Raw genomic sequence first — 23,932 nt, forward strand, 5'->3', positions numbered from 1 at the left:
TCGAGACCCCGCACGTTATCGCTTTTTGCCTCGTGTAATCTGCCGGTCGCCACGTTCACTCAGTCTTTTCCTTCGTGGTCGTTTTCCAGTGGCACGCCCCAACGCTCCAGACTGGTACGAATGGTCTGCAAAGTCTGCACACGGATAACATGAACGGCCTCGGTCAATTGCCGGGTCAGTCGGTTTTCATGCGCCGCGTCACGTGCGATCAGCCGCACAAGAAAATCCCCGCCACCGCGAATCATGTGACATTCCCTGACCTCGGGCCATTCGGCCAGCGTCTGCTCGAACGCACACAGAATTGTCTCTTTCTGGCTTTCTAGCCCGATCAGCGCAAAAAACGTGATGGGCCAGCCCAGGGACACGCTGTCCGGTTCCGCATGATAGCCACGGATCACGCCTTCTTCCTCCAGCCTGCGCACGCGACGCAGGCACGGCGGAGCGGAAATGCCCACACGGCGGGCCAGTTCCACATTGGTTATGCGCCCGTCATTTTGCAGCTCGGCCACAATACGAAGATCAACTGCGTCCAGGTCCGTCACCTTATCCGATCCATCCTGCCCACGATGAGACTAACTGAGACCCGCATATCGCACCACGCCATGCCTGCCCCGGTGCCGCATACAACACTCTGAAGCTCTTGCCCAACACCAAACGTCCGGCCATATCTGGGGCCTTGCCACTTCAGCCCCCGCACAGACGGTGGTACGAGGCACGACTTCACGCGCAGGGATTTTACGCCATGACACAAACAATTACGACCGATCTGCTTGTTATTGGCGCAGGCCCCGCGGGCTACACCGCCGCCATTTATGCCGCACGCGCCAACCTGTCCCCCGTTCTGGTGGCGGGCCTGCAGCCCGGCGGGCAATTGACCATTACAACCGATGTCGAAAACTACCCCGGTTTCGCCAAGGCCATCCAGGGTCCCTGGCTGATGGAACAGATGGCCGAACAGGCCCTGAACGTGGGAACACGCATCGAATACGATATTATCACCTCGGTCGATTTTTCAACGGGCTCCCCTTTCACCCTGCACGGGGATTCCGGAACGGTCTACTCCGCCCGCTCCGTTATCATCGCCACCGGCGCACAGGCCCGCTGGCTTGGCCTGCCCAGCGAACAGAAACTGCAGGGAGCCGGTGTTTCGGCCTGCGCCACATGCGACGGCTTTTTTTATCGCGGCAAGAACGTGATCGTGGTTGGCGGCGGCAACACCGCGGTGGAAGAAGCGCTTTATCTGACCCACCACGCAGCCCATGTAACGCTTGTCCACCGCAGGAATACGCTGCGTGCGGAAAAAATCCTGCAGGACCGGCTATTTGCCAATCCCAAGATCACCGTACGCTGGAACAGCGAGATCGCGGATATTCTGGCCGACGGCACGCCTCCTGTCGTAAGCGCGGTCCTGCTGCGTGACACGAACGACGGCAGCACCAGCACCCTGGCCACCGACGGCGTTTTCATCGCCATCGGCCACGCCCCCACGACCGAAATCTTCAAGGGGCATCTCGCACTCGATGCCGACGGTTATGTGGAAACGCAGCCCGGTGGCACGCAGACATCCGTTCCCGGAGTCTTTGCCGCAGGCGACGTGCAGGACAAGATCTACCGTCAGGCGGTCACGGCGGCCGGCACCGGCTGCATGGCGGCGCTGGACGCAGAACGTTTCTTATCCGCATTGAAGTGATCCGGCGTGATGTCTGTAGTCCCTTGACCGGGAAATATAATTACTGCACCTAATACCCATCGCAATGCATAATTCGATGTGTTGCATATCTTTTATTCAATAATTAATGCAGGAGGCGTGCGTGGACTGGGACAAACTCCGGGTTTTCCATGCAGTGGCGGAAGCCGGTTCCTTTACCCACGCGGGGGACGTTCTGAACCTCAGCCAGTCTGCCGTGTCACGACAGATTTCCGCGCTGGAAGATGTTCTTCAGGTTCCTCTTTTCCACCGTCATGCACGCGGCCTCATTCTCACGGAACAGGGTGAAACCCTGCACAAGACCGTGCGGGAAGTTTTTTCCAAACTGGAAATGACACAGACCCTGCTGACCGAAAGCAAGGAAAAAGCCGCCGGTCGGCTGCGGGTCACAACCACGACGGGTTTCGGAAGCTGCTGGCTTATGCCCAGGCTTCATAAATTCATTGCCGCGAACCCCGAAATCGATATCTGCCTGATTCTGGAAGACAACGATCTGGATCTGGGCATGCGCGAGGCCGACGTGGCGGTGCGGATGCATGCACCACGCCAGCCCGACCTGATCCAGCGCCATCTGGCGGATTTTCATCTGCCGATTTTTGCAGCCCCCCTGTATCTGGAAAAATACGGCACGCCGCATAGTCTGGACGATATCAAATCCCACAATCTGGTGCTGTTCGGTGAACACCATCCGCCCGTCGCCCATGTGAACTGGCTGGCACAGGCAGCGCAGGCCGGACAGGCTCCGCAGGTCGCGCGGCTTGAGGTCAACAGCATGGCCGCCATGGCATATGCGATTGCCGCCGGGCTGGGCATCGGCTCCATTCCGACTTACGCCGCAACGGAATTTCCCGATCTGGTGCAGATCCTGCCAGACGTGCCCACGCCAACGGTGGATGCGTATTTCGTCTACCCCGAAGAACTGCGCAGTTCCAAGCGTGTCGCGGTTTTCCGCGATTTTCTGATGAGCGAGCTGGGCATCCGCTAAATCCGCTTTTCTGACATTGCGCGGCCGCGCCCAGCATTTTACTGAGCAGGGGCCACCATGACGGGGCAATACTCGCAAGAGCTATTGCCCCGTTTTTGTTTGAGCGGGCCAGCATGTCGAACAATAATTTTTATCAACACTCGTTTTATAAAATTTACTTTTTTTGACCCCAATACAGTGCCCTGATACTGGTTAAACACTGTCATGCGCGTTTAACGGTCTTTGAATTATCCAAAACAGGGTATGCTTCACTGTTGCTATTACAGATCGATAGTGCGACACCGGCATTCACGAAACATTAAAATTAGTTTATCAGGTTCTCGTCATATCAGATCACTCATACAACTTTTACGCGATATTTGAATTTAATATGCCTAATCCGTATATTCTCTATTCCCAAGCAAAAACGAATTGACTATACTTCGGATCATTCACTTTAAATTTTTATTGGGTCAGCCATGAGTGAGAACCAGAACTATTCGCCTATCTTAGATCTTGTGTCCGAGATCGTGTCCGCACATGTTTCCAACAACCAGACGGACCCCGCATCGATCCCGGCCCTGATCAGAGATATCTATCAGGCCCTCAAGATGGCTGACCAGCCCCAGAGCGAGCCTGAAAAGCTTCAGCCCGCCGTGCCGGTCAAGCGCTCTGTTTTCCCCGACTACATCATCTGTCTGGAAGACGGGAAAAAGCTCAAGATGCTCAAGCGTCACCTGCAGAGCGCCTACGGCATGACGCCGGAACAGTACCGTGAACGCTGGGGCCTGCCGGTCGACTACCCCATGGTCGCCCCCAACTATGCCGAACGGCGTTCAACCCTCGCGCGTGAAATCGGCCTGGGCCGGAAAATTCACGCGGCCGGCAGCGAAGACGATACAGGCGCGCGCGGCAAGCGTGGCAAGAAAGCCCCGGCAGCCGCCAGCTAAGCCAGACTGACACTGTTCAGGAAACCCGATGGTGCAATCTGGTTCGCATGATCGGTTTTCCTGTTCAGACATGACTCTTTGCCTATACAGTCTGCCTGACTACCTGATGGGATAAGAGCGCTCCGACATGACCAGATCTGAGCTGATTACTGCCTTGATGCAGAAAAACCCGCATCTGCAACTCCGCGAGGCAACCCTTCTGATCGATACCGTATTTGGCGGTATCTCTGAAAGCCTGGCCAGAGGCCAGCGTGTCGAACTGCGTGGCTTTGGGGCGTTTTCTGTCAAGGAACGTGACCCCCGCCTGGGCCGAAATCCCAAAACCGGGGAACAGGTGCATGTGGACAAGAAACTTGTCCCTTTTTTCAAGACAGGCAAGGAACTGCACCAGCGCCTGAACAAAAACGGCAAGCACTGACAGAGCAGTTCAATGCCGCGTGAAAGCACCGTCACGCGCAGAGTCAGGCCAGCAACCGATACTCCGTTCAATTCCGGTACCGTTGCCCCAACGCGTATGCCCCACCATACAATTTCTGTCGGCTCCTGACCGGCAGGCAACCTGCACACGATACGTGGCAACACTCGGTCCCTGGCCTATTCAACGCCTGTTTTATCCATCAGAAACTGCCTTGCCAGCGTCAGGTCACTGACAAAGCGAGCCTGTTCGCGCTGCCTGCTTTCCTCATCGGGAAGCCTGAGCAGATAGGATGGATGCACTGTCACCAACCCGTTCGTGCCATCATCCAGCGTCAGAATACGGGAACGCTCGCGCGAGATCGTGATCGGGCGTCGCAACAGACTACTGGCCGCAGTTGCCCCCAGCATGACAGTCAGCACAGGGGCGAGCAGCCGACGTTCGGCATCAAGCCAGATGCGGCATGCCTGTATCGAGTCTTCACCAGCTTTCTGGTGCACCCTGCGCCCGTTCCTGAGTAGAAAGCGGAAATGCTTGACCGCGTTGGTGATATAGATCTGTTCACGCGCAAAGCCTGCTGCCGCCAAAGCGTTATCCAGCACCTGCCCGGCCGGTCCTACAAAAGGCAGCCCGGCCAGATCCTCCTGATCTCCCGGCTGTTCACCCACCAGCATCAGCCCGGGCATACGCACCGCCTGATGTGGCGCGCATGCAGCCTTGCCCGGGCCGCAAGATGCTTCACCCGGATCAGCAGATACGGCGCCGCCCGTCATACCGATCGGAGCTTCCACAGCGGGCAGATTATCGCCATCGGCGGACAGGACCGGGCCCGAAGCAAGCCGGATTGTGCCGAAAACCGTACGCGACGCGGGTTGCCACAGGCTACAGGCCCGGCAGTCCATGGCCTGCGCGGCCAATTCAGCCAGCGTACTGGCCGCACGCACGTCTGCCAGGTTCGGGGGCAGGACAGTATGCGGATAATCCTGCCAAAGCCCCGACCCCGCTGGTTGCCATTGCTGAACCGGTACACGCTCGACCTCCGAGTCTCCAGGGCCGAAAAACAGCTTTTTCCCGTTCCACAGCGCCCGCCGGTAGGGGGTGCGGATTTCCCAGAGACGGGCATTTCTGGCTACGCAGAACGCAGCGTTCGCTTCCACAACATAATGTCGCGGCTGAAAGACCCAGCGCCGCTGCGTCTGTTCACTGGTAAAAGCCGAAAACTCCCGCCTGAAGAGACGGGTTTCCACGTCCACTGCATCTGCCAGAGCGTGAATGGCCAGAAGGTCGGGGTCCTGATCGTTCTTCAGATCAATCTGGCCCCGTGCAATGCGATAGACCAGCCGGTATGCCAGTTCGAAGCGCTGCGGGTCATGAGCCTGCATGGCGCGTTCGAATGTCTGCATCAGAACGCGCGGCACGCCAAACGGGGCAGCCCCCTGCTCCGGCAGGAGAACATCGGCTGGCGCTGGAGTCGGGAATGTTTCATCAAACCGGCGAACGCGCCAGGTCAGTTCGCCCGGCGGAGTGCCAGCATGGGCATGCGCGCGTGCAGCCTGCCGCCATGTCCCGAAATCAACCTGATGCGCCAGGAGTATTTCGGGCATGAATTTTTCCTTCCAGTTTTACCGACGGCCAAGCCGTCTGGCGATCGCAGCCCAGCTTACACGCAGATCGATGACGCCAAGCCCGTGCAGCAGGACAGGATAGGCCATTCCCCCTACGCCAACCATGCCAGCAAGCCAGAGCGCCCTGAAAAGAAACGGGCCGGGCAACGCAAGCACAAAGCCGGCCAGCCATAACCCGCCCCCCATGCCTGCCGCGGCAACCAGCACCCGTATCAGGCGCGATATCATGGCACCGGGCAGCCGCAGGGCCGCACGCTGCCACAGCAGAAAGCCCAGGCACAGCACGTTGATGCAGGCAGCCAGACTGCTGGCCAGCGGCGGGCCTACATGCGCCAGCGGCTTCATGAGCGCAAGGTTGAGCAGAGCGTTCAGCACGAGAATGGCAATGCCGACATAAACCGGCGTGCGCGTATCGCCCCGCGCGAAAAACGCCGGCGACAGCACCTTGACCAGCACGAACGCTGGCAGCCCCATGGCATAGGCCCGCAACGACTGCGCCGAAAGCACCGCATCGTGCTGCGTGAACGACCCATGGCCGAACAGCACGATCATGATCGGATCAGCCAGCACCAGCAGCCCTGCCACGGCGGGCAGGGTCAGCAGCAGCACGTATTCGATAGACCGGTTCTGCGCCACGTGGGCGGCGTCATGGTCGGCCGCGGCCAGGTGGCGTGTCAGCACGGGCAGCAGCGTCGTGCCAGCGGCCGCACCCAGCACGCCAAGGGGCAACTGGTTGATACGATCGGCAAAATACATGAGCGACACACTGCCCGCGGGGAGCAGCGTGCCGATAATGGTGTCGATCGTCAGGTTGATCTGGCCGACACCGCTGCCGATCAGCCCCGGCACCATCCGGCGCAGCAGCAGGCGGATACGCGGCGTGAGTACAGGCCAGAGGGGTGACAGACCGAACCGCGCCCTCTCACAGGCCCAGGCCAGCAGCCCAAGCTGCACCACACCGGATGCCGTAACCCCCCAGGCCGCGGCATAGGCCACATTGGGGAAGAAAGGGGCCGCTCCGACAATGGCTGCGATTCCCACCACGTTGAACGCCAGATACGCCGCCGACGCCATGCCGAAGCGATGCAGCCCGTTCAGCACCCCCGCCAGCAGGGCAGCGGCACAGATCAGCACGAGATAGGGAAAGGTGATACGGCTCAGGCTCACGGCCAGGTCGTAACGGTCGCCATTCTGTAAAAACCCGGGCGCTATGACGCGCAGGATCTGAGGCATGAACACCTCGCCCAGAACACACAGGAACACCAGCCAGACCAGCATCACACCCAGTGCCTGCCGCGCGAAAAGTCGGGCTTCGTCCTTGCCTTCACGCGTCATGACGGATGAAAACAGCGGCACGAAGGCGGCATTGAACGCGCCCTCGCCAAACAGGCGGCGAAACATGTTGGGCAGGCGGAACGCCACCTGATAGGCATCCTGCAGGGCACCGGCCCCCATCAGGGCAGCCAGAAGCTGGTCACGCACCAGACCCAGAATGCGGCTGAGCATTGTCCAGCCGCCAACCGTCAGAAAATTTCTAAGCATGAAACATCGCTTGATCCTTGCGGTCAGCCCGCCATGGCAGGACAATGACCAGAGCCGCAACAGTGTGGAAGCCTTCGCATCCAGTCCCCACTCCGCCAAAGGCCCGCTTGGGCATGCCGCTTAGCGCGCTATATTATCCGGTGTCAAAACGCTATGATCGGCAGATGGTGCGGTAACAGGCACCCTGACGAACCGGAATGTTGGAAAGAACACAGCCGAATGCCCGATACCCAAGCCCAGCAACCGGTTCCACTTCCTGCCCGCTGCACGCTGGCAAGGCCCAGCCACCGGTCCCGCCGGGGGCAGGAAGCCGCCCGTACGTTTCTTGCGCTCTTTATTGTCGCCGTAGCTTTGTACACGATCCAGGGCTTTCTTCCCGCTCTGGTGTGGGGCAGCGTGTTCGCCATCGCCACATGGCCGCTTTACGTGCGTGCATGCCGCACCTGGCCAAAAGCCGCGCAGGGGCCATTGCTCCCCCTGCTCTTTACCGCCGCCATGGCGCTCCTGTTCGTCATTCCGCTGACACTGCTCACGCTTGAGGCCATAGGAGAAGCCCAGAGTGCGGCAGGCTGGCTGACCCATGCGCGCGAATACGGCGTGCCCGTGCCCGATAGCGTCAAACTCCTGCCCTTCGGCTCAGCCACCATCACCCGCTGGTGGACGGACCATCTGTCCAACCCGGACGATATCTCCGATATACTCGGCTCGCTCGATGGGCATGGAATTGCTTTTACCAGGACCCTGGGCACCCAGATCGCGCATCGCAGCACGCTGTTCTGTTTTTCTATCCTGACGTTGTTCTTTCTTTACAAGGACGGTCCCTCGGTCATCAGGCAATGCCGTGTCGCGTCATGCCGTGCCTTTGGCAAGCGTGGTGAAAGCATAAGCCGCCAGATCGTTGCCTCCATCCACGGAACGGTACAGGGGCTGGTGCTGGTCGGCATTGCCGAAGGCGTGCTCATGGGGGTTGTCTATCTGATCGCCCATGCGCCCCGCCCGGCCCTGTTCGGCGTGATAACCGCCGTAGCCGCCATGGTGCCGTTCTGTGCGCTGATTGCGGTCGGCCTCGTCTCGGTCCTGATCATGGCGCAGGGCGCCTCCATTGCAGGGCTTGTCACCTTCTGTATCGGCATGAGCGTGATTTTCGTGGCCGATCATTTTGTGCGCCCCACCCTGATCGGCGGCAGTACGCAACTGCCCTTCCTGTGGGTGCTGGTGGGCATTCTGGGCGGGGCGGAAACATGGGGGCTGATCGGGCTTTTCGTGGGGCCCGCGATCATGGCCACCCTGCACCTGCTATGGCGCCGCTGGACAACGGGCAACACGGCAAAAGCCTGAACCCGACAGCCCTAAAACAGAAAAGCACGCGAGCGGGGCCGGGCTTTTGCCCACCACGCCTGCGTGCTTAACGGTAAACCAATTTTACAAGAAAAATATCGGGCAGGCGGGATTCGAACCCACGACCCCCAGTCCCCCAGACTGATGCGCTACCAGACTGCGCTACTGCCCGTTAAGTGTGGAGTGGTGTTTAGCAGGCTCACCCGAGCCGCACAACCCACCCCGTACAGTTTTTTTAAATTACCAGTTTTTCGCGAATGGCCTGAAGTTCAACCAGAATATCCTGCAACTCCTGACGCAGTTCGTCGCAGCCAGCAGCCAAAGGGGCAACGCCAGCCGAAGGCTGAAATTCCGCGACCGCAGCATTGTCTGGGGTATTGAATACGGGCTGTGCGACATCCCCGTCGGTCAACGCGTCCTGCAGCGGCTGCGGCACCGGGTAGGCGGCCTCGGCCACCAATGCGGCATTGCCGTCTTCCGACTCTGCCGTTGCATCGGGCATGTCGAGAACAACTCCCCCTTCACGCAGGAGGCGCTGCACGCCTTTGACGGTGTAACCCTGCGTATAAAGCATATCCGCAATGCGGCGCAGCAGTTCGACGTCATCCGGGCGGTAATAGCGGCGGCCACCGCCACGCTTGAGTGGCCTTACGGCCTCGAACTGTGTTTCCCACAACCTGAGTGTATGCTGGGGCACATGCAGTTCATCCGCGACTTCGCTGATGGTCCTGAATGCGAGAGGGCCTTTTTCGAGGCGTGTGGAATCGAAGCTGTCATCGCCCGAATCCGGGGAGGACAGCTCTGTCACGGCCTGCTGCAGATCGGTTTGGTCCGTCATGCGTTCACTCATCATCCTGCGCTCCGGCTTCGACCGCTTCATGGTTGACTTCGGCCTTGAGCAACTGGCTGGACCGGAAAACCAGCACGGAGCGCGGCATGATCGGCACTTCTTCGCCAGTTTTGGGGTTACGCCCGGACCTCTGGCCCTTCTTGCGCACGGCGAATGTGCCAAATCCGCTGATTTTCACGCTTTCGCCGCGCTCAAGTGCGGCCATCACCGTCTCCAGGATATCCTCCAGGAGCACGGCGGATTCTCTACGAGACAGCCCTACCTGCTGATAGATCTGCTCTATCAAGGATGCACGCGTAACAGTTTCCATGTGAATGAAAGTAACACGCCTGCACAGCGCGTCAATTCATTCGCATCGCCAATACGCGTGTTGTTATAATATAATTATATCCGCGCGAGGGCAGACCCCCAGGTCAGCCCCCCACCCAGCGCTTCCATCAGCACCAGATCGCCTTTTTTGATACGACCGTCCCTGACCGCTTCATCCAGCGCCAGCGGCACGGATGCGGCAGAGGTATTGGCGTGCCGGTCAACAGTGACCACAACCCGCTCGGGCGGCAGGCACAGCTTTTTGCCTACCCCTTCGATAATGCGGATATTGGCCTGGTGCGGCACCAGCCAGTCCACATCCTCGTAAGACAGGCCGTGGGCCTGCAACGCTTCATCGACCGAGGATGACAGTTTGGACACCGCATGCCGGAACACATCACGCCCGCTCATGCGCAGGTGCCCGGTTTTTTCAGGCTGCCCCACCGCACCGTCGACATAGAGCAGATCGCCCAACGTACCATCGGAATGCAGATGTGTGGACAGAATACCGCGCCCGTCATCCTCGTCCGAGGCCGAAAGCACGACAGCACCCGCACCATCCCCGAACAGCACGCAGGTTCCCCTGTCTGACCAGTCGAGAATACGCGAATAGACCTCGCTACCTATGACCAGCACATTCCGGGCCTGACCTGCGCGGATAAAGGCATCCGCCGTGGCCAGCGCGTAAATAAACCCCGAACAGGCGGCGGCGATATCGAAACCAAAGGCTTTCGCAATCCCCAGTTCCGCCTGCACCCGCACCGCAGTCGCGGGAAAAGCCTGATCGGGTGTGGCGGTTGCCAGCAGCACCGCGTCAATATCGTTGGCGGTCAGGCCCGCATAGTCGAGAGCGCGCCGCGCCGCGGCAGCGCCCATGCTTGCGGCCGTGTCGTCAGGTCCGGCAAGGTGGCGTCGGGTAATGCCCGTGCGGGTTCTGATCCAGTCATCGGAGGTATCGAGCCGGGCTGCAAGTTCCGCGTTTGTAACGACCCTGTCCGGAAGATACCCGCCAAACCCAGTTAGAAGCGAATGCTTCGCCATTGCCGTTCTTTCATCATCCAACGGCACGGCAGTCCAGGTCGATACCTGACGGGCAATACCGTGCCTCCGTTCCGTTGTCAGGACGCCGAGGCCGCCGGTTCACGCCCTTCCACGACCACCTGCTGGCGCGAAACCAGCGCTCCCATATGGGACAGGCGGTCACGAATACTGTCATTGAAACCGTGCGTCACCATGTCCATGGCCACATCCACCGCGGCCGCAAAGCCTTCGGCATCCGTGCCACCATGCGACTTTACAACCACACCGTTCAGCCCGACAAACACAGCACCGTTATAGCGCCTGGGGTCGAGCCATTCTTTCATCCGCTCCAGCCCGGGACGGACGAGCAGATACCCGATCTTGGCAAGAAGCCCGTTCTGGAACACGCGACGCAACAGGGTCGTGGCCATTTTCAGCACGCCCTCGCCGGTCTTGAGCGCGACGTTGCCCGTGAACCCGTCCGTCACCACCACGTCGGTCGTGCCTGCGGTGATGTCGTGCCCTTCGACAAAGCCGTGGAACTGCGCGCCCAATGGGCTTTCCCGCAGGGTTTCGGCCGCCACGCGCAATTTTTCATCGCCCTTCAGTTCTTCCGAACCGATATTGAGCAGGCCGATGGTAGGGGCAGGCAGGCCAAGCACGGATTTGGCAAAGGCTTCGCCCATGACGGCGAACTCTACCAGATTGCGCGAGTCACACGCGACATTCGCACCAAGGTCCAGCATGACCACATCACCCTTGATCGTCGGGCTGATGGCGGCCATGGCCGGGCGGGAAATGCCCGGCAGGGTCTTGATGACGATCTTGGCCAGGGCCAGCATGGCGCCGCTGTTACCGGCAGACACCACGCCCTGGGCACGACCGCTGGCCACCGCATCCATGGCAAGACGCATGGAGGACTGGCGCAGCCGCAGGGCCGAAGTCGGTTTCATGTCCATGGAGATGGACACATCCGTATGCCACACCGTGCAGATGGCGGCAGCCTTGGGGTATTTGGCCAGCAAGGGACGAAGGCTTGCCTCGTCCCCGATCAGCAGCACTTTGATACCGCGATGCCGCTCAGCGGCGACGGCCAGGCCGGCAACAACAACCTCTGGAGCCCCATCCCCTCCCATTCCATCTATCGCAAGGCTATACACCTCGGTCGGGTCGGAAGGAAAACTGTCTGGAATCTCGGTTTTGTTCATGCCTGCTTCTCTGCCATGCCGCAGATGCCTTGCCCCCACAGTCGCGCGTTACGGTTGCAACCCGCCTTGACCCCACGCCCGATAATCAGGCGCGGACCGCTACCTTCAGCGCCTTGCCGGAGGCAACCACTTCACGACCGTCGTAATGGCCGCAATGGCTGCATACGTGGTGCGGGCGCTTCAGCTCGCCACAGTTCGAGCATTCGGCATGTGCTTCCACGCGCAGCGCTTCATGGCTGCGACGCATGCCACGGCGTGAGGGGGAGGTTTTCTTCTTGGGTACAGCCATGAGCCTGAGCCCCTTCCTGATACGCTAAGTTACAAAACGTCCGGCCGCGCTTGTTCGCACTGCCGGACACCATACATTTGGTTCATCACCAGACTGAGCCGCGGGCTCTAGCAGACAGCAAGCTTTTTCGCAAGCAATCCGAAAAGAAAACCCGCATCTTCCATGCCGGTCACGGGCTGCCTATGCAGCCTGGCCGCCTCCGTCACGCATTGCCGCCTTTCCAGCGCGCAAGGCCCGCGAACGGATTGGCCTTTTTTGTCTGCCGCTCCTGGGTGGCCAGGTTCTCCGCTTCGTCCTCATCCATGATCAGGCCGGGGGGCAGAACCAGGTCGGGCGCATGGGGGTAAGGATCGAGATCCAGCGCGAACTGTTCCACCGCAGCTTCGCCCAGATCGATGTCCTGACCGTCATACGGTATTTCGTCCACCGCCTCCAGATCCGGCACATCAGAGTCCGTAAAGTTTTCGGCAGGGACGAAACGGACCACAAAAGAGCCCGCCATCATATCCTCAAATACTTCAAGGCTGACCACACATGTCTGCATGAAGCGCGCTGCAAGGGCGCCATGTGCTTCCACAACCCCGCGCCCCCTGTCGTGCAGGGTGTAGCGGCAGCGGAGCATGGCGATCTCGGGCAGGTTCAGGCGCCGGGCCACCCGCTGACATTCCTCCTCGGTTGCCTCGACGGTATAATCCGTTCCATCACTCCCGATTCGGCGCACCGCCAGAGGGCGGGAAAATTCTGGCTTGTCGGTCACGGCGGCCTCCTGAGCTGTCGCTATATGGCATCATGGCGGGGAGCGGCCTGCAACGGCGCATTCCGCCAGGACCCGTCTATCATATCGGGCATTTTGCGTGGCGCAATGGCACAATAAAACTGCACCGGCACTTTGCTTTGGCGACCTCGGGAATTGACGCCTAGCAACGGTTGGGGCATCCCGATTTGGTGAGGACGTGCCAGGATGCGCGCCGCCAATACGACCATGAGCAGCCGGGAAGCCCTGAGCAGATGACACAGCCAAACCGCAACGGATTAACGCGCCTGCGCAGCGCCTGCGGGACATTGTGTGCGGTTCTGCTACTGTCGGGCTGCGGAGTGTTCGCGCCCAGCCTCATTCCCCGCGGGTCCCTGGCCGAGCCTGACGACTACAATCAGCTCATACCGGGTACCAGCACCCGGGCTGACGCGCTGGACCTCATGGGCTCACCCACGACGCGTGGTGCGTTCGATGACAATGTGTGGATCTATATTTCCATGGCCACGCACATGGTACCCATGGATTTTCCCGCCGTCAGCAAGCAGCAGGTGGTTGTGCTGCGCTTTGACAATGCCGGCAAACTGACGAGCCTGCGCACGCTCAGCCGCAAGGACGGCATGGATGTCGCCATGATCAACAAGATCACCCCCACGCCGGGCACGAAAATCAACGTCATGCAGCAGATTCTGGGCAATGTGGGCCGCTACAACCCCATGCAGAACATGATGGGGTCGGGTTCGGGCGGCGGCATGATGGGCGGCTACAACAACAACATGCAGGGGCCGGGGCATTTCGGGTCGGGCAACTCGCTCTGATCGGTGCCTGACGGCTCACCACCAGCACCACGGCTTTCTCCCGCTCCATAGGCGGATAAACCCGCCGGCACGTACTCCGCGGCCATTCAGGACAGAGTGAGCTGTGGGCGCCCTCAGGCTGGCAGCCATGCGGGTGGGATAGAGCGCCCTTACAGCGGCAGGATCACCCTGACCCGCAACCCGCCTAACGGGGAATCCTCCAGCGTAAGTTCCCCACCATGGGCGCGGGCAATATCGCGCGCGATCGTCAGCCCCAGTCCGGTGCCGCTGCTGCGTCCGCTTTCAAACGCCCTGAGCACCAGCGCCCGACGCTCGGGCTTGATGCCCGGCCCGTCATCGTCAACCAGCACGCAGATGTTCCTGCCAGCCAGATAGGCTTTCAGGCTCACGCACGCATCATGCCTGCGAGCATTGTCCAGAAGATTGGCAAAGGTGCGCCGCATGGCGTCGGGCCGCATGGGCACCTTGAGGTCGGTCGGCACGTCGATTGCATTCACCCGCACCCCGGTCCTGCGGGCGGCAGTCACCACATCTTCCAGAAATGCGCGAAGCTCCACCTCCGTGACGGTTTCAGCCCCCTCCCCCCGGGCAAAGGCGAGATAGCTTTCGATCATGTGTTCCATCTCGACCACGTCACCGACCATATCCTCCACATCCTGACTGATATCCTCTGCCTGGAGCGTGCCGGACTGGGGCAGCATGGCCAGCGAAAGCCGCAGCCGGGTCAGGGGCGTGCGCAGATCGTGCGAAACCCCGGCCAGAACCCCCATGCGTTGTGAGACAAAGCGGAAAATACGTTCCTGCATGCGGTTGAAAGCCACCGCCGCCTTGCGCACTTCCTGCGCGCCAACAGGGCGGATGGGCCCGATGTCGCGCCCGAGCCCGAACTGTTCGGCCGCCCGCGCCAGCAGTCTGATTGCCTTGACCTGCTGGCGCATGAACAGGCTTGCGATAACCGACAGCAGAACCGTGCTACCCAGCGTCCAGCCCACGAACAGCCAGAGCTGCCCCATGTCCAGCCGCTTTCTGGGCGCATCCACATCCAGCACGCCATCGGGCAACTGAATGGATATCTTGACCGTGCGCGGGTTCTGCCGCCAGTTCACAAAAAACGGATAGCTGATGGCGCTGCGCAGCGCCCGGGCCAGATCGTCATCCATCGGGCCCAGCACATGGGTCGACCCGAAGCGGCGCAACCGTGCCCCGCCATGCCAGGTTTCGACAAGCTGAAGGTTCTGACGGGCCTGTTCAACGAACCACTGCTTGTCTTCCGGCTGCTTGAGGCGCTCGAGCGCGTTCAGCGAAAGTACGATTTCGGAGGTGACACTGTCCGACAGCCGCCGCGAGACAACCTGAAGAAAATTGCCATAAAACAGATCGAGTGCGATGCCCTGGGTTATCAGCAGCGGGAACAGCACGATCAGCAGCGACCGGCCCAAAAAGGAGCGCGGCAGAACCCGGCGGATGGATTTTTCCATGCTCCGGGTCTGGTTGGGCACGAAAAAAAGGCGACCGAAGACCCGCTTTCTCATGTCACGTTCTAAAGGCCGGGCTTGAGCACATAGCCACGCCCGCGAATGGTGTGCAGAAAACGCGGCTCACGCGGGTCGGGCTCTATGCAGCGACGCAGGCGCGTGACCTGCACATCCACCGCGCGTTCGCCAATTTCACCCATGTCCATGGCCTTGGCGATATCCTCGCGCGTGAAGACCTCGTTCGGTCGGCGCGCCAGAACCGCCAGCAGGGCAGCCTCGCCCCCGGTCAGGTGGATGTTCCCCCTGGGCCCTGCCAGCAGCATGCGGGCGGGGTCGAACTCCTTGTCGCCCAGCCGGACGACACGCAGGTTGTCCGATGCCGGGGCCGGCTGGTTGCGCCGCAGATGGGCCTTGAGCCGCAACAGCAGTTCACGCGGCTCGAACGGCTTGCCCAGATAATCGTCCGCGCCGGATTCCAGCCCGCTTATGCGGTCCGCGGGCTCGCCCCGTGCTGTCAGCAGCAGAATGGGCAGGTCCTGCCCGGCGGCACGCAGGGCGCGGGTCAGTTCCAGCCCGTTTTCGCCGGGCATGCTGACATCGAGCACGATCGCATCGGGCTGAATGCCTTCCAGGCTCGAACGTGCATCCGCGGCACTGGCGGCAACGCTCACCCGAAAACCGTGTTCGAAAAGATAGCGCTGCAACAGCCTGCGCAGGCGCGGATCATCGTCAACCACCAGCACATGGGGGGCCACCTGCCCCTCCATCAGATCCTGCCTAGCCACCATGCGAAACCTCCCTGCGCCCCGAAGGCTCCTCTGCCAGCAGACTGCGACTATGATCCGACAACATGCCACGCATGACCCGGCGGAACCCTTCCACCGCCGTACCCCCTGCCTCGCGGTAGGCCGTGACCAGCCTCTGGCGCACCACCGCGAACAGGCGCGCCTCCGCCGCCTTGCCCGCGGCACTCAGGTACAGCAGCTTCTGGCGCTTGTCGTTTCTGCCGCGCCGGGTTTCCAGATACTGCCGTGCTTCAAGCTCATGCAGGGTTCGGCCCAGGCTCTGCTTTGTCACGCCCAGAATGTCCTGCAAATGCGTGACCGGAATACCGGGACTGAACGCCAGCGCCTGCAACACGCGATGATGCGCGCGGCCCAGCCCCACCTCCTCCAGCACGGGCGCCACGGCCTCGGCCATGTCACGTCCGACCAGGAACATGAGTGTCTGGGCCAGACGCAGACGCTCTTCACGCAGGAAGAGAAGATCGGCCCCCGCTGCATCCCGGGACGGTGGAAGGGTCATGGCGCGTGATGCCGCATGCTGGCCCCGTTATTCCGCCGCCTTTGCCGGCGACGCCCCCAGCCCGCCCACAAGACGGGCTTTCCATTGCCCTATACGTCGCACAGCCGCCAGGCGCCTGTCGACGAACGCGCCCATGGCGGCGGCATCGCCCCCACGGTTCAGCCAGTACAGAAACACCATGGCATAGATATGGCCCAGACTGAGCCGTTTGGTCAGGTAGGTCACACCGGTAGAATCGTCACGCGCTGCCTGCCACAATGCATTGACCGTGCGGACCCAGGCCCGCCGGAAGGCCGCCCGCCCGTGCGGGGCGAAAGCCACGGCCATGGCCTTGCCGGCAGCCGCACGCCGCGTATCGTCGGCAGGCAGGCGGCACAGAATGGCTTGGCGCACGCGCCTGCTCAGCCGGGGTTCCTGCACATCCTGCATGGCATCCAGCATCATGCGGTCGCACAGGTCGGACCAGGCCTCAACAATCTCGACATCTCCACCGGGAAAGAGCAGGTCCGCGTGCGGCCCCGCGACATCGCGCAGGACATCCACCCCCCAGCCCCGCTGGCCCGCCACCGCCGCCAGATTGTGCAGGGCGGCATCACGATCACTATCGCGTGACAGAGGGGCCGGCATAACTCCCATGGCCAGCGCCGCCACGGCATAGGACACCATCTGCTCGGCCTTGCCTGGTACACTGCTCATGCTCTTGCCCCGTAACGCATCATTTCCGCATCGAACCCCAGCCGGCCCAGATCGGTCATGCGCATGGGGTAGAGAATACCATCCAGGTGGTCCATTTCATGCTGCATGACATGTGCCCTGAAGCCCGTGGCCACACCCTGCACGATGTCACCGTTTTCGTCCTGCCCTCTATAGCGTATTTTACGGTAACGGGGCACCTGCCCGCGCAGCCCGGGAATGGACAGGCAGCCTTCCATGCGCAGAAGCATCTCGTCGTCGGCGGGTTCGATCCGCGGATTGATCAGCACCTGCACGGGCAGCGCCGGATCGTCCGCCCCTTCGGACCGTGATTCCGGCACGGAATAAAGAAACAGCCGGGCGGAAACATACACCTGGGGAGCAGCCAGCCCCACACCTCCGCTCTGATCGAGCGTTTCACGCATATCCGCGATCAGCCGCCGGATTTCCGGCGCCGTGGGATCGGCCACGTCACCGGCGACCTGCAAAAGAACCGGGTGCCCCATACGGGCTATTGCCAGAACGGCCATTACGCTGTTGTCCTTCCTGCTACACCACCTCCATAAAACACACGCTCGTGCAGAGCAGAAGTGCAAGAACAAATTGTATCTTGCGCAAAGCCCATGTTATAGAGAGCCCCAACAGAGGAATCGGTGTGTCCTGCAAGGATACGCCGGGGTCTTTTTTCTTTTTGGCCTTCCAAAAACCGGGCAACCGGATTTTCTGAACAGGGGTTAGTAACCAAGTGCACGTTCTCGTCCGTGACAACAATGTCGATCAGGCTCTCAAGGCGCTCAAGAAAAAAATGCAGCGCGAAGGCATCTTCCGCGAAATGAAGCTGCGTCGGCACTTTGAAAAGCCGTCCGAGCGCAAGGCTCGTGAAGCGGCTGAAGCCGTTCGCCGCGCCCGCAAGATGGAACGTAAGCGCCTGGAGCGCGAAGGCTTCTAAAGCCTGCAGGACGACCTGAGAGCCAGGGTCAGGCAGGTAGCGGGCAGTTTTTCAGTTCTGAAAAAACCCGCAAGCCAGCCAGACAGAGCTTTTTAGAAGTCGTCTGTCTGCACCGGTTCAGTACGGAACAAGGCCGATCTGCCATCAGGCATCGGCCTTTTTCTTTGTCAGGTTGTCTGCATTGCCCGTTGCCCGTTGCCCGTTGCCCGTTGCCCGTTGCCCGTTGCCCGTTGCCCGTTGCCCGGTCATCCTGCAATGCAGACAACCTGACAAAGAAAAAGGCCGTATCACGCGGGTGATACGGCCTTTTTTTACGACTTTTGAAAAGCGTTATTTCTGGAGCTTGTCCAGTTCCAGCACAATCGCCTCCCCCATGACGGAGGTGCAGACACGCGCCATGCCGGGAGACATGATATCGGCCGTGCGCAGGCCCGACGCCAGCACGTTGGACACGGCCTGTTCGATCAGGGCTGCTTCATCCAGCCTGTTGAGCGAATAGCGCAGCAGCATGGCGAAAGAGAGAATCTGCGCAATCGGGTTGGCAATACCCTGCCCCGCAATGTCGGGGGCGCTGCCATGAATAGGCTCATACAAAGCCGGGCGCTTGCCATTGTCCTGCACCGCACCCAGCGTAGCGGAAGGCAGCATGCCAAGGCTGCCGGTCAGCATGGAAGCCAGATCGGACAGCAGGTCGCCAAACAGGTTGCCCGTTACCAGCACGTCGAACTGGCGCGGGTTACGCACGAGCTGCATGGCGCAGTTGTCGGCCAGCATGTGGCTGAGTTCCACATCGGGGAATTCGCGCGCATGCACCTGCGTCACGACTTCCTTCCACAACAGTCCGCTTTCCATCACGTTGCATTTTTCAACGGAACAGACGCGGTTGTCGCGCTTGCGGGCCAGGTCGAACGCTACACGCGCCACCCGTTCGATCTCGGACGTGGTGTAGACTTCGGTATTGATACCGCGCCTGCTGCCGTCGGGCAGGGTTTCGATACCGCGAGGCTCACCAAAATAGATGCCGCCCACCGTCTCGCGCACGATCATGATATCGAGACCACGCACGACATCGGGCTTGAGGGTGCTGGCATCCACCAGCGCGTCGAACACCTGTGCGGGGCGCAGGTTGGCAAAGAGGCCAAGTTCCTGCCGCAGCTTGAGAATGGCCACTTCCGGCCGCTTGTCGAAGCCGACATGCCCCCATTTCGGGTCACCGACCGAGCCGAACAGCACGGCATCCGCCGCCCAGGCCTTTTCGATCACTTCGTCACGGATCGGCACGCCATATTCCGCCAGCGACGCGCCACCCACCACATCATGGGTGATGTCGAACGCCATGCCCCGCTTTTTTTCCAGCCAGGCAATAACCCGCCCGACCTCGCGCATGACTTCCGGGCCGATCCCGTCACCAGGCAGGACAAGAAGTTTGACAGGGGGGGTCTGTTCGCTCATGGCGGCGCTCCGAAATTAAAATTCAATCGATATGAATGGTCGGCATCCAGGCTTTTGCCTGACTTTCGCGGCTTTCATAGCCATCAATACTGCGTTCGTGCTGGAGGGTCTGGCCAATATCGTCCAGACCTTCGAGCAGCAGGTGCTTGCGGAACGGATCGATCTCGAACGGCACTTCCTGCCCGTCAGGTCTTATAACCACCTGGCGTTGCAGGTCCACGCTCAGGCGCGCATTGCTGCCCATGGCGGCATCGCCCATCAGCTCATCGCAGATCTCACGCGGGAGGGAGATCGGCAGAATGCCGTTCTTGAAACAGTTGTTGAAAAAAATATCGGCAAAGGACGGCGCGATCACGCAGCGAATGCCGAAATCCAGCAACGCCCAGGGGGCATGCTCGCGCGAGGAGCCACAGCCCAGGTTTTCGTAAGTGATCAGAATCTCGGCTTTACGCCAGGGCTCGCGGTTGAGCACGAAGTCCGGTTTCTCGCTACCGTCGGGGTTGTAGCGCATGGCGTCGAACGCATGCTTGCCAAGCCCCGTGCGCTGCGTGGTTTTAAGAAACCGCGCGGGAATGATCTTGTCGGTATCGATATTGGCTTCGGGCAGGGCTGCGGCCACGGCCGAAAGCGTGGTGAATTTTTCCATCAGACCAACTCCCTCACATCCGTCAGGCGTCCTGTAACCGCCGCCGCCGCCGCCATGGCGGGGGAAAGCAGATGCGTGCGCCCGCCGGGGCCCTGCCGTCCTTCAAAATTGCGGTTCGAGGTTGAAGCGCAGCGCTGCCCCGGTGTCAGCTTGTCGGGGTTCATCCCCAGACACATGGAGCACCCCGCCTCGCGCCATTCGAACCCGGCATCCAGAAAAATCCGGTCCAGGCCTTCTTCTTCCGCCTGCCGCTTCACGTTGCCCGAGCCGGGCACGATCATGGCACGCACGCCTTCGGCCACGCGGCGCCCGGCGGCCACGGTCGCCGCCGCGCGCAGATCCTCGATCCGGCTGTTGGTGCATGACCCAATGAACACGACATCGACCGGTGTGCCGGCAATGGGCTGGCCCGCCTGCAGGCCCATATAGTCGAGCATGCGCTGCATCTGCGCGCGCGTCGCCTCATCGGTCTGGGTGGCCGGGTCGGGCACGGTGCCGGTAATGGGCAGCACGGTTTCGGGGCTGGTACCCCATGTCAGCGTGGGGCTGATATCCTCGGCCCTGAGCGTGACATCCTTGTCGAAATGAGCGCCTTCGTCGGTGGCCAGGGTTTTCCACCATGCCACCGCGTTGTCGAAGTCCTCGCCCTTGGGGGCGTAAGGACGGCCACGCACGTATTCGAACGTGGTCTCGTCCGGGGCGACAAGACCCGCACGGGCTCCTGCCTCGATCGACATGTTGCAGATGGTCATGCGACCGGCCATGTCCAGCCCGCGAATGGCCGAGCCCGCGAATTCGATCACGTGGCCCGTGCCACCAGCCGTGCCGATATGCCCGATAATGGCCAGCATGATATCCTTGGCCGATACACCCGGGGCCGGCGTGCCTTCAACCGTCACGCGCATGTTCCTGGCCGGGCGCTGCAGGATGGTCTGCGTCGCCATCACGTGCTCGACTTCGGACGTGCCGATACCAAAGGCCAGAGACCCCATCGCCCCATGGGTGGAGGTATGGGAATCGCCGCAGACGATGGTCATGCCCGGCAGGGAAATACCCTGCTCGGGCCCCACCACATGCACGATGCCCTGGTTGGCCGACAGCAGCGGAAAATACGGAACGCCGAATTCCTTGACGTTACGTTCCAGCGTCTCGATCTGGTTGCGGCTTTCGGGCTCCTCGATCGGCTTGGTGCGATCGGAGGTCGGCACGTTGTGATCCACGACCGCAATCGTCTTTTCGGGGTGGCGCAGGCGGCGCCCGGCCAGGCGCAGGCCTTCGAATGCCTGCGGGCTGGTGACTTCGTGCAGGAGATGGCGGTCGATATAAAGGATGGAGGTCCCGTCCGGCAGGGTTTCCACGACATGATCATCCCAGATCTTGTCGAACAACGTACGCGGGGCCATGGCCTCCTCCTTCAATGTCTTGACAAGCGCTCCTGCCCTAATATGGGGACGCGTTTCAGCCTTGCCACGATTGCAAATACCCGGCTGGCAGATCTCCAGCCGGGTTCAGCAGATCAGATCAGACCGCGTATGCTGCGCGGTCGTGTACTCTCAGCTGGCGGCGGGAGCCGCAACGTCGCGCGGACGTTCCGCGATACGGGCGGACTTGCCGCTACGGCCACGCAGATAATACAGCTTCGCGCGGCGCACTTTACCACGACGCACGACCTTGATTTCGGCCACTGTGGGGGCATAGAGCGGGAACACGCGCTCCACGCCTTCACCGTTGGAGATTTTGCGCACGGTGAAGTTGCTGTTCAGGCCCTTGTTGGAACGGGCGATCACAACGCCTTCGAACGCCTGCAGACGCACGCGCTCGCCTTCCTTCACCTGCACGGAAACACGCACGGTGTCGCCGGCTTCGAATTCGGGCACTGCACGCGCTGCTGTCAGGCGCTCGATTTCGGCGGCCTCATACTGCTGAATAATGTTCATCTCGGTATCCTTCCTCGAACCCCTAATGGTCTGCCTGTGCGGTCCCGCCCACAGCGACAGCCCTGTTTGCTTCCTTGCGAGCCAGCCAGGCCGACCACAGATCAGGCCGTCTTTCCCGCGTTGTTTCTTCCGCCTGCTTGTGCCGCCACGCAGCGATCGCCGCGTGGTTGCCCGAAAGCAGGATATCCGGCACCGCATGCCCGTCCCATACAGCGGGGCGGGTATAATGCGGGTATTCCAGCAGCCCGTCGGAAAAACTTTCCTCCACGCCGCTTTCCTCGCACCCCATCACGCCGGGCAGCAGGCGCACACACGCATCCAGCAGAACCAGTGCCGCCGTTTCCCCACCGGAGAGAATATAATCCCCGATCGAGACCTGTTCGACACCGCGCGCCTGCAGAACGCGCTCATCCACTCCCTCGAACCGCCCGCACAGCAGCATGACCCCCGGGCCTGCGGCATAGCGCCGCACGTCCTGCTGAGTCAGCGGCCGCCCACGTGGCGACAGATACACCCGTGGCACGTCTGCCCCCGCCTGTGTGGCGGAAAAAGCCGCATCGACCACGTCAGGGCGGATCACCATGCCCGCCCCGCCCCCGAAAGGGGTGTCGTCCACCGCGCGGTGTCGGCCCAGACCGAACTGCCGCAGGTCTTCCGCCCGGCACGCCCACAGCCCTGCCTGCAAGGCCCGCCCGGCAAGGGACAGCCCCAGAGGTCCCGGAAACATTTCCGGGAACAGGGTCAGGACCGTGGCCTGCCAGGTCATGCCCGCGCCGCCACCTGCCGCCCCACGCCGCGCCCTTCCTCGCCCGAGATTTCCTCGGGGCGGTGAACGGACAGTACGCGCTGCGCCATATCCACCTGAGGCACGCAGGCCTGCGTGAACGGCACAAGCACGCCGCCGGGCAGTTCCAGACTGGCACCGCCACCATAGTCATGCACCGCAAGCACCCGCCCGAGTGAAAGACCGTTTTCGAACGCTTCCATCCCGATCAGGTCGGCATGGTAGAATTCGTCTTCCTCCGGCTCGGGCAAAGCCTCACGCGTCACATACAGGCGGGTGTTCACCAGTGCCTGTGCATGCGTGCGGTCGGCCACGGGCCTGCCCTGCGCATCGGACAGTTGGGCCACGCCATCCGCCCCACGCCAGCGCAGGGTCCATTTACGGCCCTGATCGTCCAGCAGGGTCTCATACTGCGCGAGCGACTGCGGGTCCTGCGCATAGGAACGCACGTGCACAAGCCCGCGCACCCCATGCGGTTTACCCACAACACCGATCAGAATGAGATCAGGGCTCATGACGGATCATACCAGCCTTAGGCTGCTGCTTCCGCGGCCTTGGCCGCAGCCGCTGCACGTTCCTGAGCGCGCTTCTTGGGCGCGGACTTCTTGGGCTGCTCACGGAAGGCAGGCTTTTCGGCCAGGCCGGCATTCCCCAGGAAGCGGGCCACGCGGTCGGTCGGCTGCGCACCCTGCGACAGCCAGTGCGTGATGCGCTCGGCGGTCAGGCGCACGCGGTCTGCATGCTCGGACGGCAGCATCGGGTTGTAGGCGCCAACCTTCTCGATGAAACGGCCATCGCGCGGGCTGCGGCTGTCAGCCACGACAATGTGATAGTAAGGGCGCTTTTTTGCACCCGCGCGGGCGAGACGAATTTTAAGACTCATTCAGACTACTCCAGACCC

The 23,932-nt window shown here is 61.3% G+C and carries 29 protein-coding genes and 1 tRNA gene; 8 read left to right on the forward strand and 22 right to left on the reverse strand.

Features of this window, described 5'->3' with window-relative positions:
• Nucleotides 1-59: 59 nt before the first annotated feature.
• A complete protein-coding gene (locus ABF990_RS04245; protein ID WP_415490257.1) occupies nucleotides 60-542 on the reverse strand; it encodes an Lrp/AsnC family transcriptional regulator in 483 nt (160 codons plus the stop codon).
• A 200-nt stretch (nucleotides 543-742) separates the two neighbouring features.
• Here ABF990_RS04245 and trxB point away from each other — a divergent pair, with 200 nt between their 5' ends.
• From trxB to ABF990_RS04265, 4 genes are all read left to right on the forward strand, one after another.
• Nucleotides 743-1,690: a thioredoxin-disulfide reductase gene (gene trxB, locus ABF990_RS04250; protein WP_415490255.1), complete on the forward strand. Its 948-nt coding sequence runs from the start codon at nucleotides 743-745 to the stop codon at nucleotides 1,688-1,690.
• Nucleotides 1,691-1,811: 121 nt separating this feature from the next.
• Complete coding sequence (locus ABF990_RS04255) at nucleotides 1,812-2,693, forward strand: LysR family transcriptional regulator (protein WP_415490254.1); 882 nt, start codon at nucleotides 1,812-1,814, stop codon at nucleotides 2,691-2,693.
• 458 nt (nucleotides 2,694-3,151) lie between these two features.
• Entirely contained in the window at nucleotides 3,152-3,622 is a 471-nt protein-coding gene (locus tag ABF990_RS04260; protein ID WP_415490253.1) for a MucR family transcriptional regulator, read from the forward strand.
• 127 nt (nucleotides 3,623-3,749) lie between these two features.
• The gene (locus ABF990_RS04265; protein ID WP_415490252.1) at nucleotides 3,750-4,040 is read left to right on the forward strand and encodes an integration host factor subunit beta; all 291 of its coding nucleotides are present in this window, start codon (nucleotides 3,750-3,752) and stop codon (nucleotides 4,038-4,040) included.
• A gap of 176 nt (nucleotides 4,041-4,216) precedes the next feature.
• On the opposite strand, the gene ABF990_RS04270 is transcribed toward ABF990_RS04265, so the two are convergent.
• Together ABF990_RS04270 and murJ are read right to left on the reverse strand one after the other, a co-directional pair.
• Nucleotides 4,217-5,641, reverse strand: coding sequence for a UdgX family uracil-DNA binding protein (locus ABF990_RS04270; protein ID WP_415500302.1), 1,425 nt, complete (start codon nucleotides 5,639-5,641; stop codon nucleotides 4,217-4,219).
• Between the two features lie 18 nt (nucleotides 5,642-5,659).
• Nucleotides 5,660-7,204, reverse strand: coding sequence for a murein biosynthesis integral membrane protein MurJ (gene murJ / locus ABF990_RS04275; RefSeq protein ID WP_415490250.1), 1,545 nt, complete (start codon nucleotides 7,202-7,204; stop codon nucleotides 5,660-5,662).
• Between murJ and ABF990_RS04280 the strand changes: the two genes are divergently transcribed.
• Together ABF990_RS04280 and ABF990_RS04285 are read left to right on the forward strand one after the other, a co-directional pair.
• On the forward strand, nucleotides 7,203-7,328 hold the full coding sequence (locus ABF990_RS04280) for a hypothetical protein (RefSeq protein WP_415490249.1): 126 nt from the start codon (nucleotides 7,203-7,205) through the stop codon (nucleotides 7,326-7,328). The genes murJ and ABF990_RS04280 overlap by 2 nt on opposite strands.
• A gap of 95 nt (nucleotides 7,329-7,423) precedes the next feature.
• Nucleotides 7,424-8,542, forward strand: coding sequence for an AI-2E family transporter (locus tag ABF990_RS04285; RefSeq protein ID WP_415490248.1), 1,119 nt, complete (start codon nucleotides 7,424-7,426; stop codon nucleotides 8,540-8,542).
• A 98-nt stretch (nucleotides 8,543-8,640) separates the two neighbouring features.
• Here ABF990_RS04285 and ABF990_RS04290 read toward each other — a convergent pair.
• The 7 genes from ABF990_RS04290 to ABF990_RS04320 all read right to left on the reverse strand — a co-directional run bounded on the left by ABF990_RS04290 (nucleotide 8,641) and on the right by ABF990_RS04320 (nucleotide 12,975).
• Nucleotides 8,641-8,714: transfer RNA gene (locus ABF990_RS04290), tRNA-Pro, on the reverse strand.
• A gap of 63 nt (nucleotides 8,715-8,777) precedes the next feature.
• Nucleotides 8,778-9,380: a MerR family transcriptional regulator gene (locus ABF990_RS04295; RefSeq protein ID WP_415500303.1), complete on the reverse strand. Its 603-nt coding sequence runs from the start codon at nucleotides 9,378-9,380 to the stop codon at nucleotides 8,778-8,780.
• Nucleotides 9,381-9,384: 4 nt separating this feature from the next.
• Nucleotides 9,385-9,708 carry an integration host factor subunit alpha gene (locus ABF990_RS04300; RefSeq protein ID WP_415490338.1) on the reverse strand — a complete coding sequence of 108 codons (324 nt, stop codon included), beginning with the start codon at nucleotides 9,706-9,708 and terminating at the stop codon, nucleotides 9,385-9,387.
• Nucleotides 9,709-9,776: 68 nt separating this feature from the next.
• The gene (locus tag ABF990_RS04305) at nucleotides 9,777-10,742 is read right to left on the reverse strand and encodes a beta-ketoacyl-ACP synthase III (protein ID WP_415490246.1); all 966 of its coding nucleotides are present in this window, start codon (nucleotides 10,740-10,742) and stop codon (nucleotides 9,777-9,779) included.
• Between the two features lie 77 nt (nucleotides 10,743-10,819).
• The gene (gene plsX, locus ABF990_RS04310; protein WP_415490245.1) at nucleotides 10,820-11,929 is read right to left on the reverse strand and encodes a phosphate acyltransferase PlsX; all 1,110 of its coding nucleotides are present in this window, start codon (nucleotides 11,927-11,929) and stop codon (nucleotides 10,820-10,822) included.
• Between the two features lie 85 nt (nucleotides 11,930-12,014).
• Nucleotides 12,015-12,218: a 50S ribosomal protein L32 gene (gene rpmF, locus ABF990_RS04315; protein ID WP_415490244.1), complete on the reverse strand. Its 204-nt coding sequence runs from the start codon at nucleotides 12,216-12,218 to the stop codon at nucleotides 12,015-12,017.
• 202 nt (nucleotides 12,219-12,420) lie between these two features.
• A complete protein-coding gene (locus ABF990_RS04320; RefSeq protein ID WP_415490243.1) occupies nucleotides 12,421-12,975 on the reverse strand; it encodes a YceD family protein in 555 nt (184 codons plus the stop codon).
• Between the two features lie 251 nt (nucleotides 12,976-13,226).
• Here ABF990_RS04320 and ABF990_RS04325 point away from each other — a divergent pair, with 251 nt between their 5' ends.
• Nucleotides 13,227-13,790, forward strand: a complete 564-nt coding sequence (locus ABF990_RS04325; protein ID WP_415490242.1) for an outer membrane protein assembly factor BamE — start codon at nucleotides 13,227-13,229, stop codon at nucleotides 13,788-13,790.
• 149 nt (nucleotides 13,791-13,939) lie between these two features.
• Here the strand turns inward: ABF990_RS04325 and ABF990_RS04330 are convergent, their stop codons facing one another.
• The 5 genes from ABF990_RS04330 to def are packed head-to-tail and all read right to left on the reverse strand — an operon-like array spanning nucleotide 13,940 to nucleotide 17,793.
• Nucleotides 13,940-15,322 (reverse strand): ATP-binding protein, encoded by a 1,383-nt coding sequence (locus ABF990_RS04330; RefSeq protein WP_415500304.1) that lies wholly within the window; start codon nucleotides 15,320-15,322, stop codon nucleotides 13,940-13,942.
• 8 nt (nucleotides 15,323-15,330) lie between these two features.
• A complete protein-coding gene (locus ABF990_RS04335) occupies nucleotides 15,331-16,053 on the reverse strand; it encodes a response regulator (RefSeq protein WP_415490240.1) in 723 nt (240 codons plus the stop codon).
• The gene (locus ABF990_RS04340) at nucleotides 16,043-16,570 is read right to left on the reverse strand and encodes a MarR family winged helix-turn-helix transcriptional regulator (protein WP_415490239.1); all 528 of its coding nucleotides are present in this window, start codon (nucleotides 16,568-16,570) and stop codon (nucleotides 16,043-16,045) included. The genes ABF990_RS04335 and ABF990_RS04340 overlap by 11 nt, the downstream gene beginning before the upstream one ends.
• A gap of 27 nt (nucleotides 16,571-16,597) precedes the next feature.
• Nucleotides 16,598-17,266 carry a rpsU-divergently transcribed protein gene (locus tag ABF990_RS04345; protein ID WP_415500305.1) on the reverse strand — a complete coding sequence of 223 codons (669 nt, stop codon included), beginning with the start codon at nucleotides 17,264-17,266 and terminating at the stop codon, nucleotides 16,598-16,600.
• The gene (gene def, locus ABF990_RS04350) at nucleotides 17,263-17,793 is read right to left on the reverse strand and encodes a peptide deformylase (RefSeq protein ID WP_415490237.1); all 531 of its coding nucleotides are present in this window, start codon (nucleotides 17,791-17,793) and stop codon (nucleotides 17,263-17,265) included. Before def ends, ABF990_RS04345 begins: the two co-directional genes overlap by 4 nt.
• 215 nt (nucleotides 17,794-18,008) lie before the next feature.
• Between def and rpsU the strand changes: the two genes are divergently transcribed.
• The gene (rpsU, locus tag ABF990_RS04355) at nucleotides 18,009-18,212 is read left to right on the forward strand and encodes a 30S ribosomal protein S21 (protein ID WP_003623949.1); all 204 of its coding nucleotides are present in this window, start codon (nucleotides 18,009-18,011) and stop codon (nucleotides 18,210-18,212) included.
• Between the two features lie 330 nt (nucleotides 18,213-18,542).
• Here rpsU and leuB read toward each other — a convergent pair whose 3' ends face one another.
• From leuB to rpsP, 7 genes are all read right to left on the reverse strand, one after another.
• Nucleotides 18,543-19,664, reverse strand: a complete 1,122-nt coding sequence (gene leuB / locus ABF990_RS04360) for a 3-isopropylmalate dehydrogenase (RefSeq protein ID WP_415490236.1) — start codon at nucleotides 19,662-19,664, stop codon at nucleotides 18,543-18,545.
• Nucleotides 19,665-19,686: 22 nt separating this feature from the next.
• Nucleotides 19,687-20,310 (reverse strand): 3-isopropylmalate dehydratase small subunit, encoded by a 624-nt coding sequence (leuD, locus tag ABF990_RS04365; protein ID WP_415490235.1) that lies wholly within the window; start codon nucleotides 20,308-20,310, stop codon nucleotides 19,687-19,689.
• Entirely contained in the window at nucleotides 20,310-21,713 is a 1,404-nt protein-coding gene (leuC, locus tag ABF990_RS04370; RefSeq protein WP_415490234.1) for a 3-isopropylmalate dehydratase large subunit, read from the reverse strand. The genes leuD and leuC overlap by 1 nt, the downstream gene beginning before the upstream one ends.
• A gap of 150 nt (nucleotides 21,714-21,863) precedes the next feature.
• Nucleotides 21,864-22,247 carry a 50S ribosomal protein L19 gene (gene rplS, locus ABF990_RS04375; RefSeq protein ID WP_415490233.1) on the reverse strand — a complete coding sequence of 128 codons (384 nt, stop codon included), beginning with the start codon at nucleotides 22,245-22,247 and terminating at the stop codon, nucleotides 21,864-21,866.
• Between the two features lie 22 nt (nucleotides 22,248-22,269).
• A complete protein-coding gene (trmD, locus tag ABF990_RS04380; RefSeq protein ID WP_415490232.1) occupies nucleotides 22,270-23,013 on the reverse strand; it encodes a tRNA (guanosine(37)-N1)-methyltransferase TrmD in 744 nt (247 codons plus the stop codon).
• Nucleotides 23,010-23,546 (reverse strand): ribosome maturation factor RimM, encoded by a 537-nt coding sequence (rimM, locus tag ABF990_RS04385; protein ID WP_415490231.1) that lies wholly within the window; start codon nucleotides 23,544-23,546, stop codon nucleotides 23,010-23,012. Before rimM ends, trmD begins: the two co-directional genes overlap by 4 nt.
• A 17-nt stretch (nucleotides 23,547-23,563) precedes the next feature.
• Complete coding sequence (rpsP, locus tag ABF990_RS04390; protein WP_207846575.1) at nucleotides 23,564-23,914, reverse strand: 30S ribosomal protein S16; 351 nt, start codon at nucleotides 23,912-23,914, stop codon at nucleotides 23,564-23,566.
• Between the last annotated feature and the right edge of the window lie 18 nt (nucleotides 23,915-23,932).

It is taken from the genome of Acetobacter sp. (assembly GCF_047723915.1).
In the GTDB taxonomy this organism is placed as follows: Bacteria; Pseudomonadota; Alphaproteobacteria; order Acetobacterales; family Acetobacteraceae; genus Acetobacter.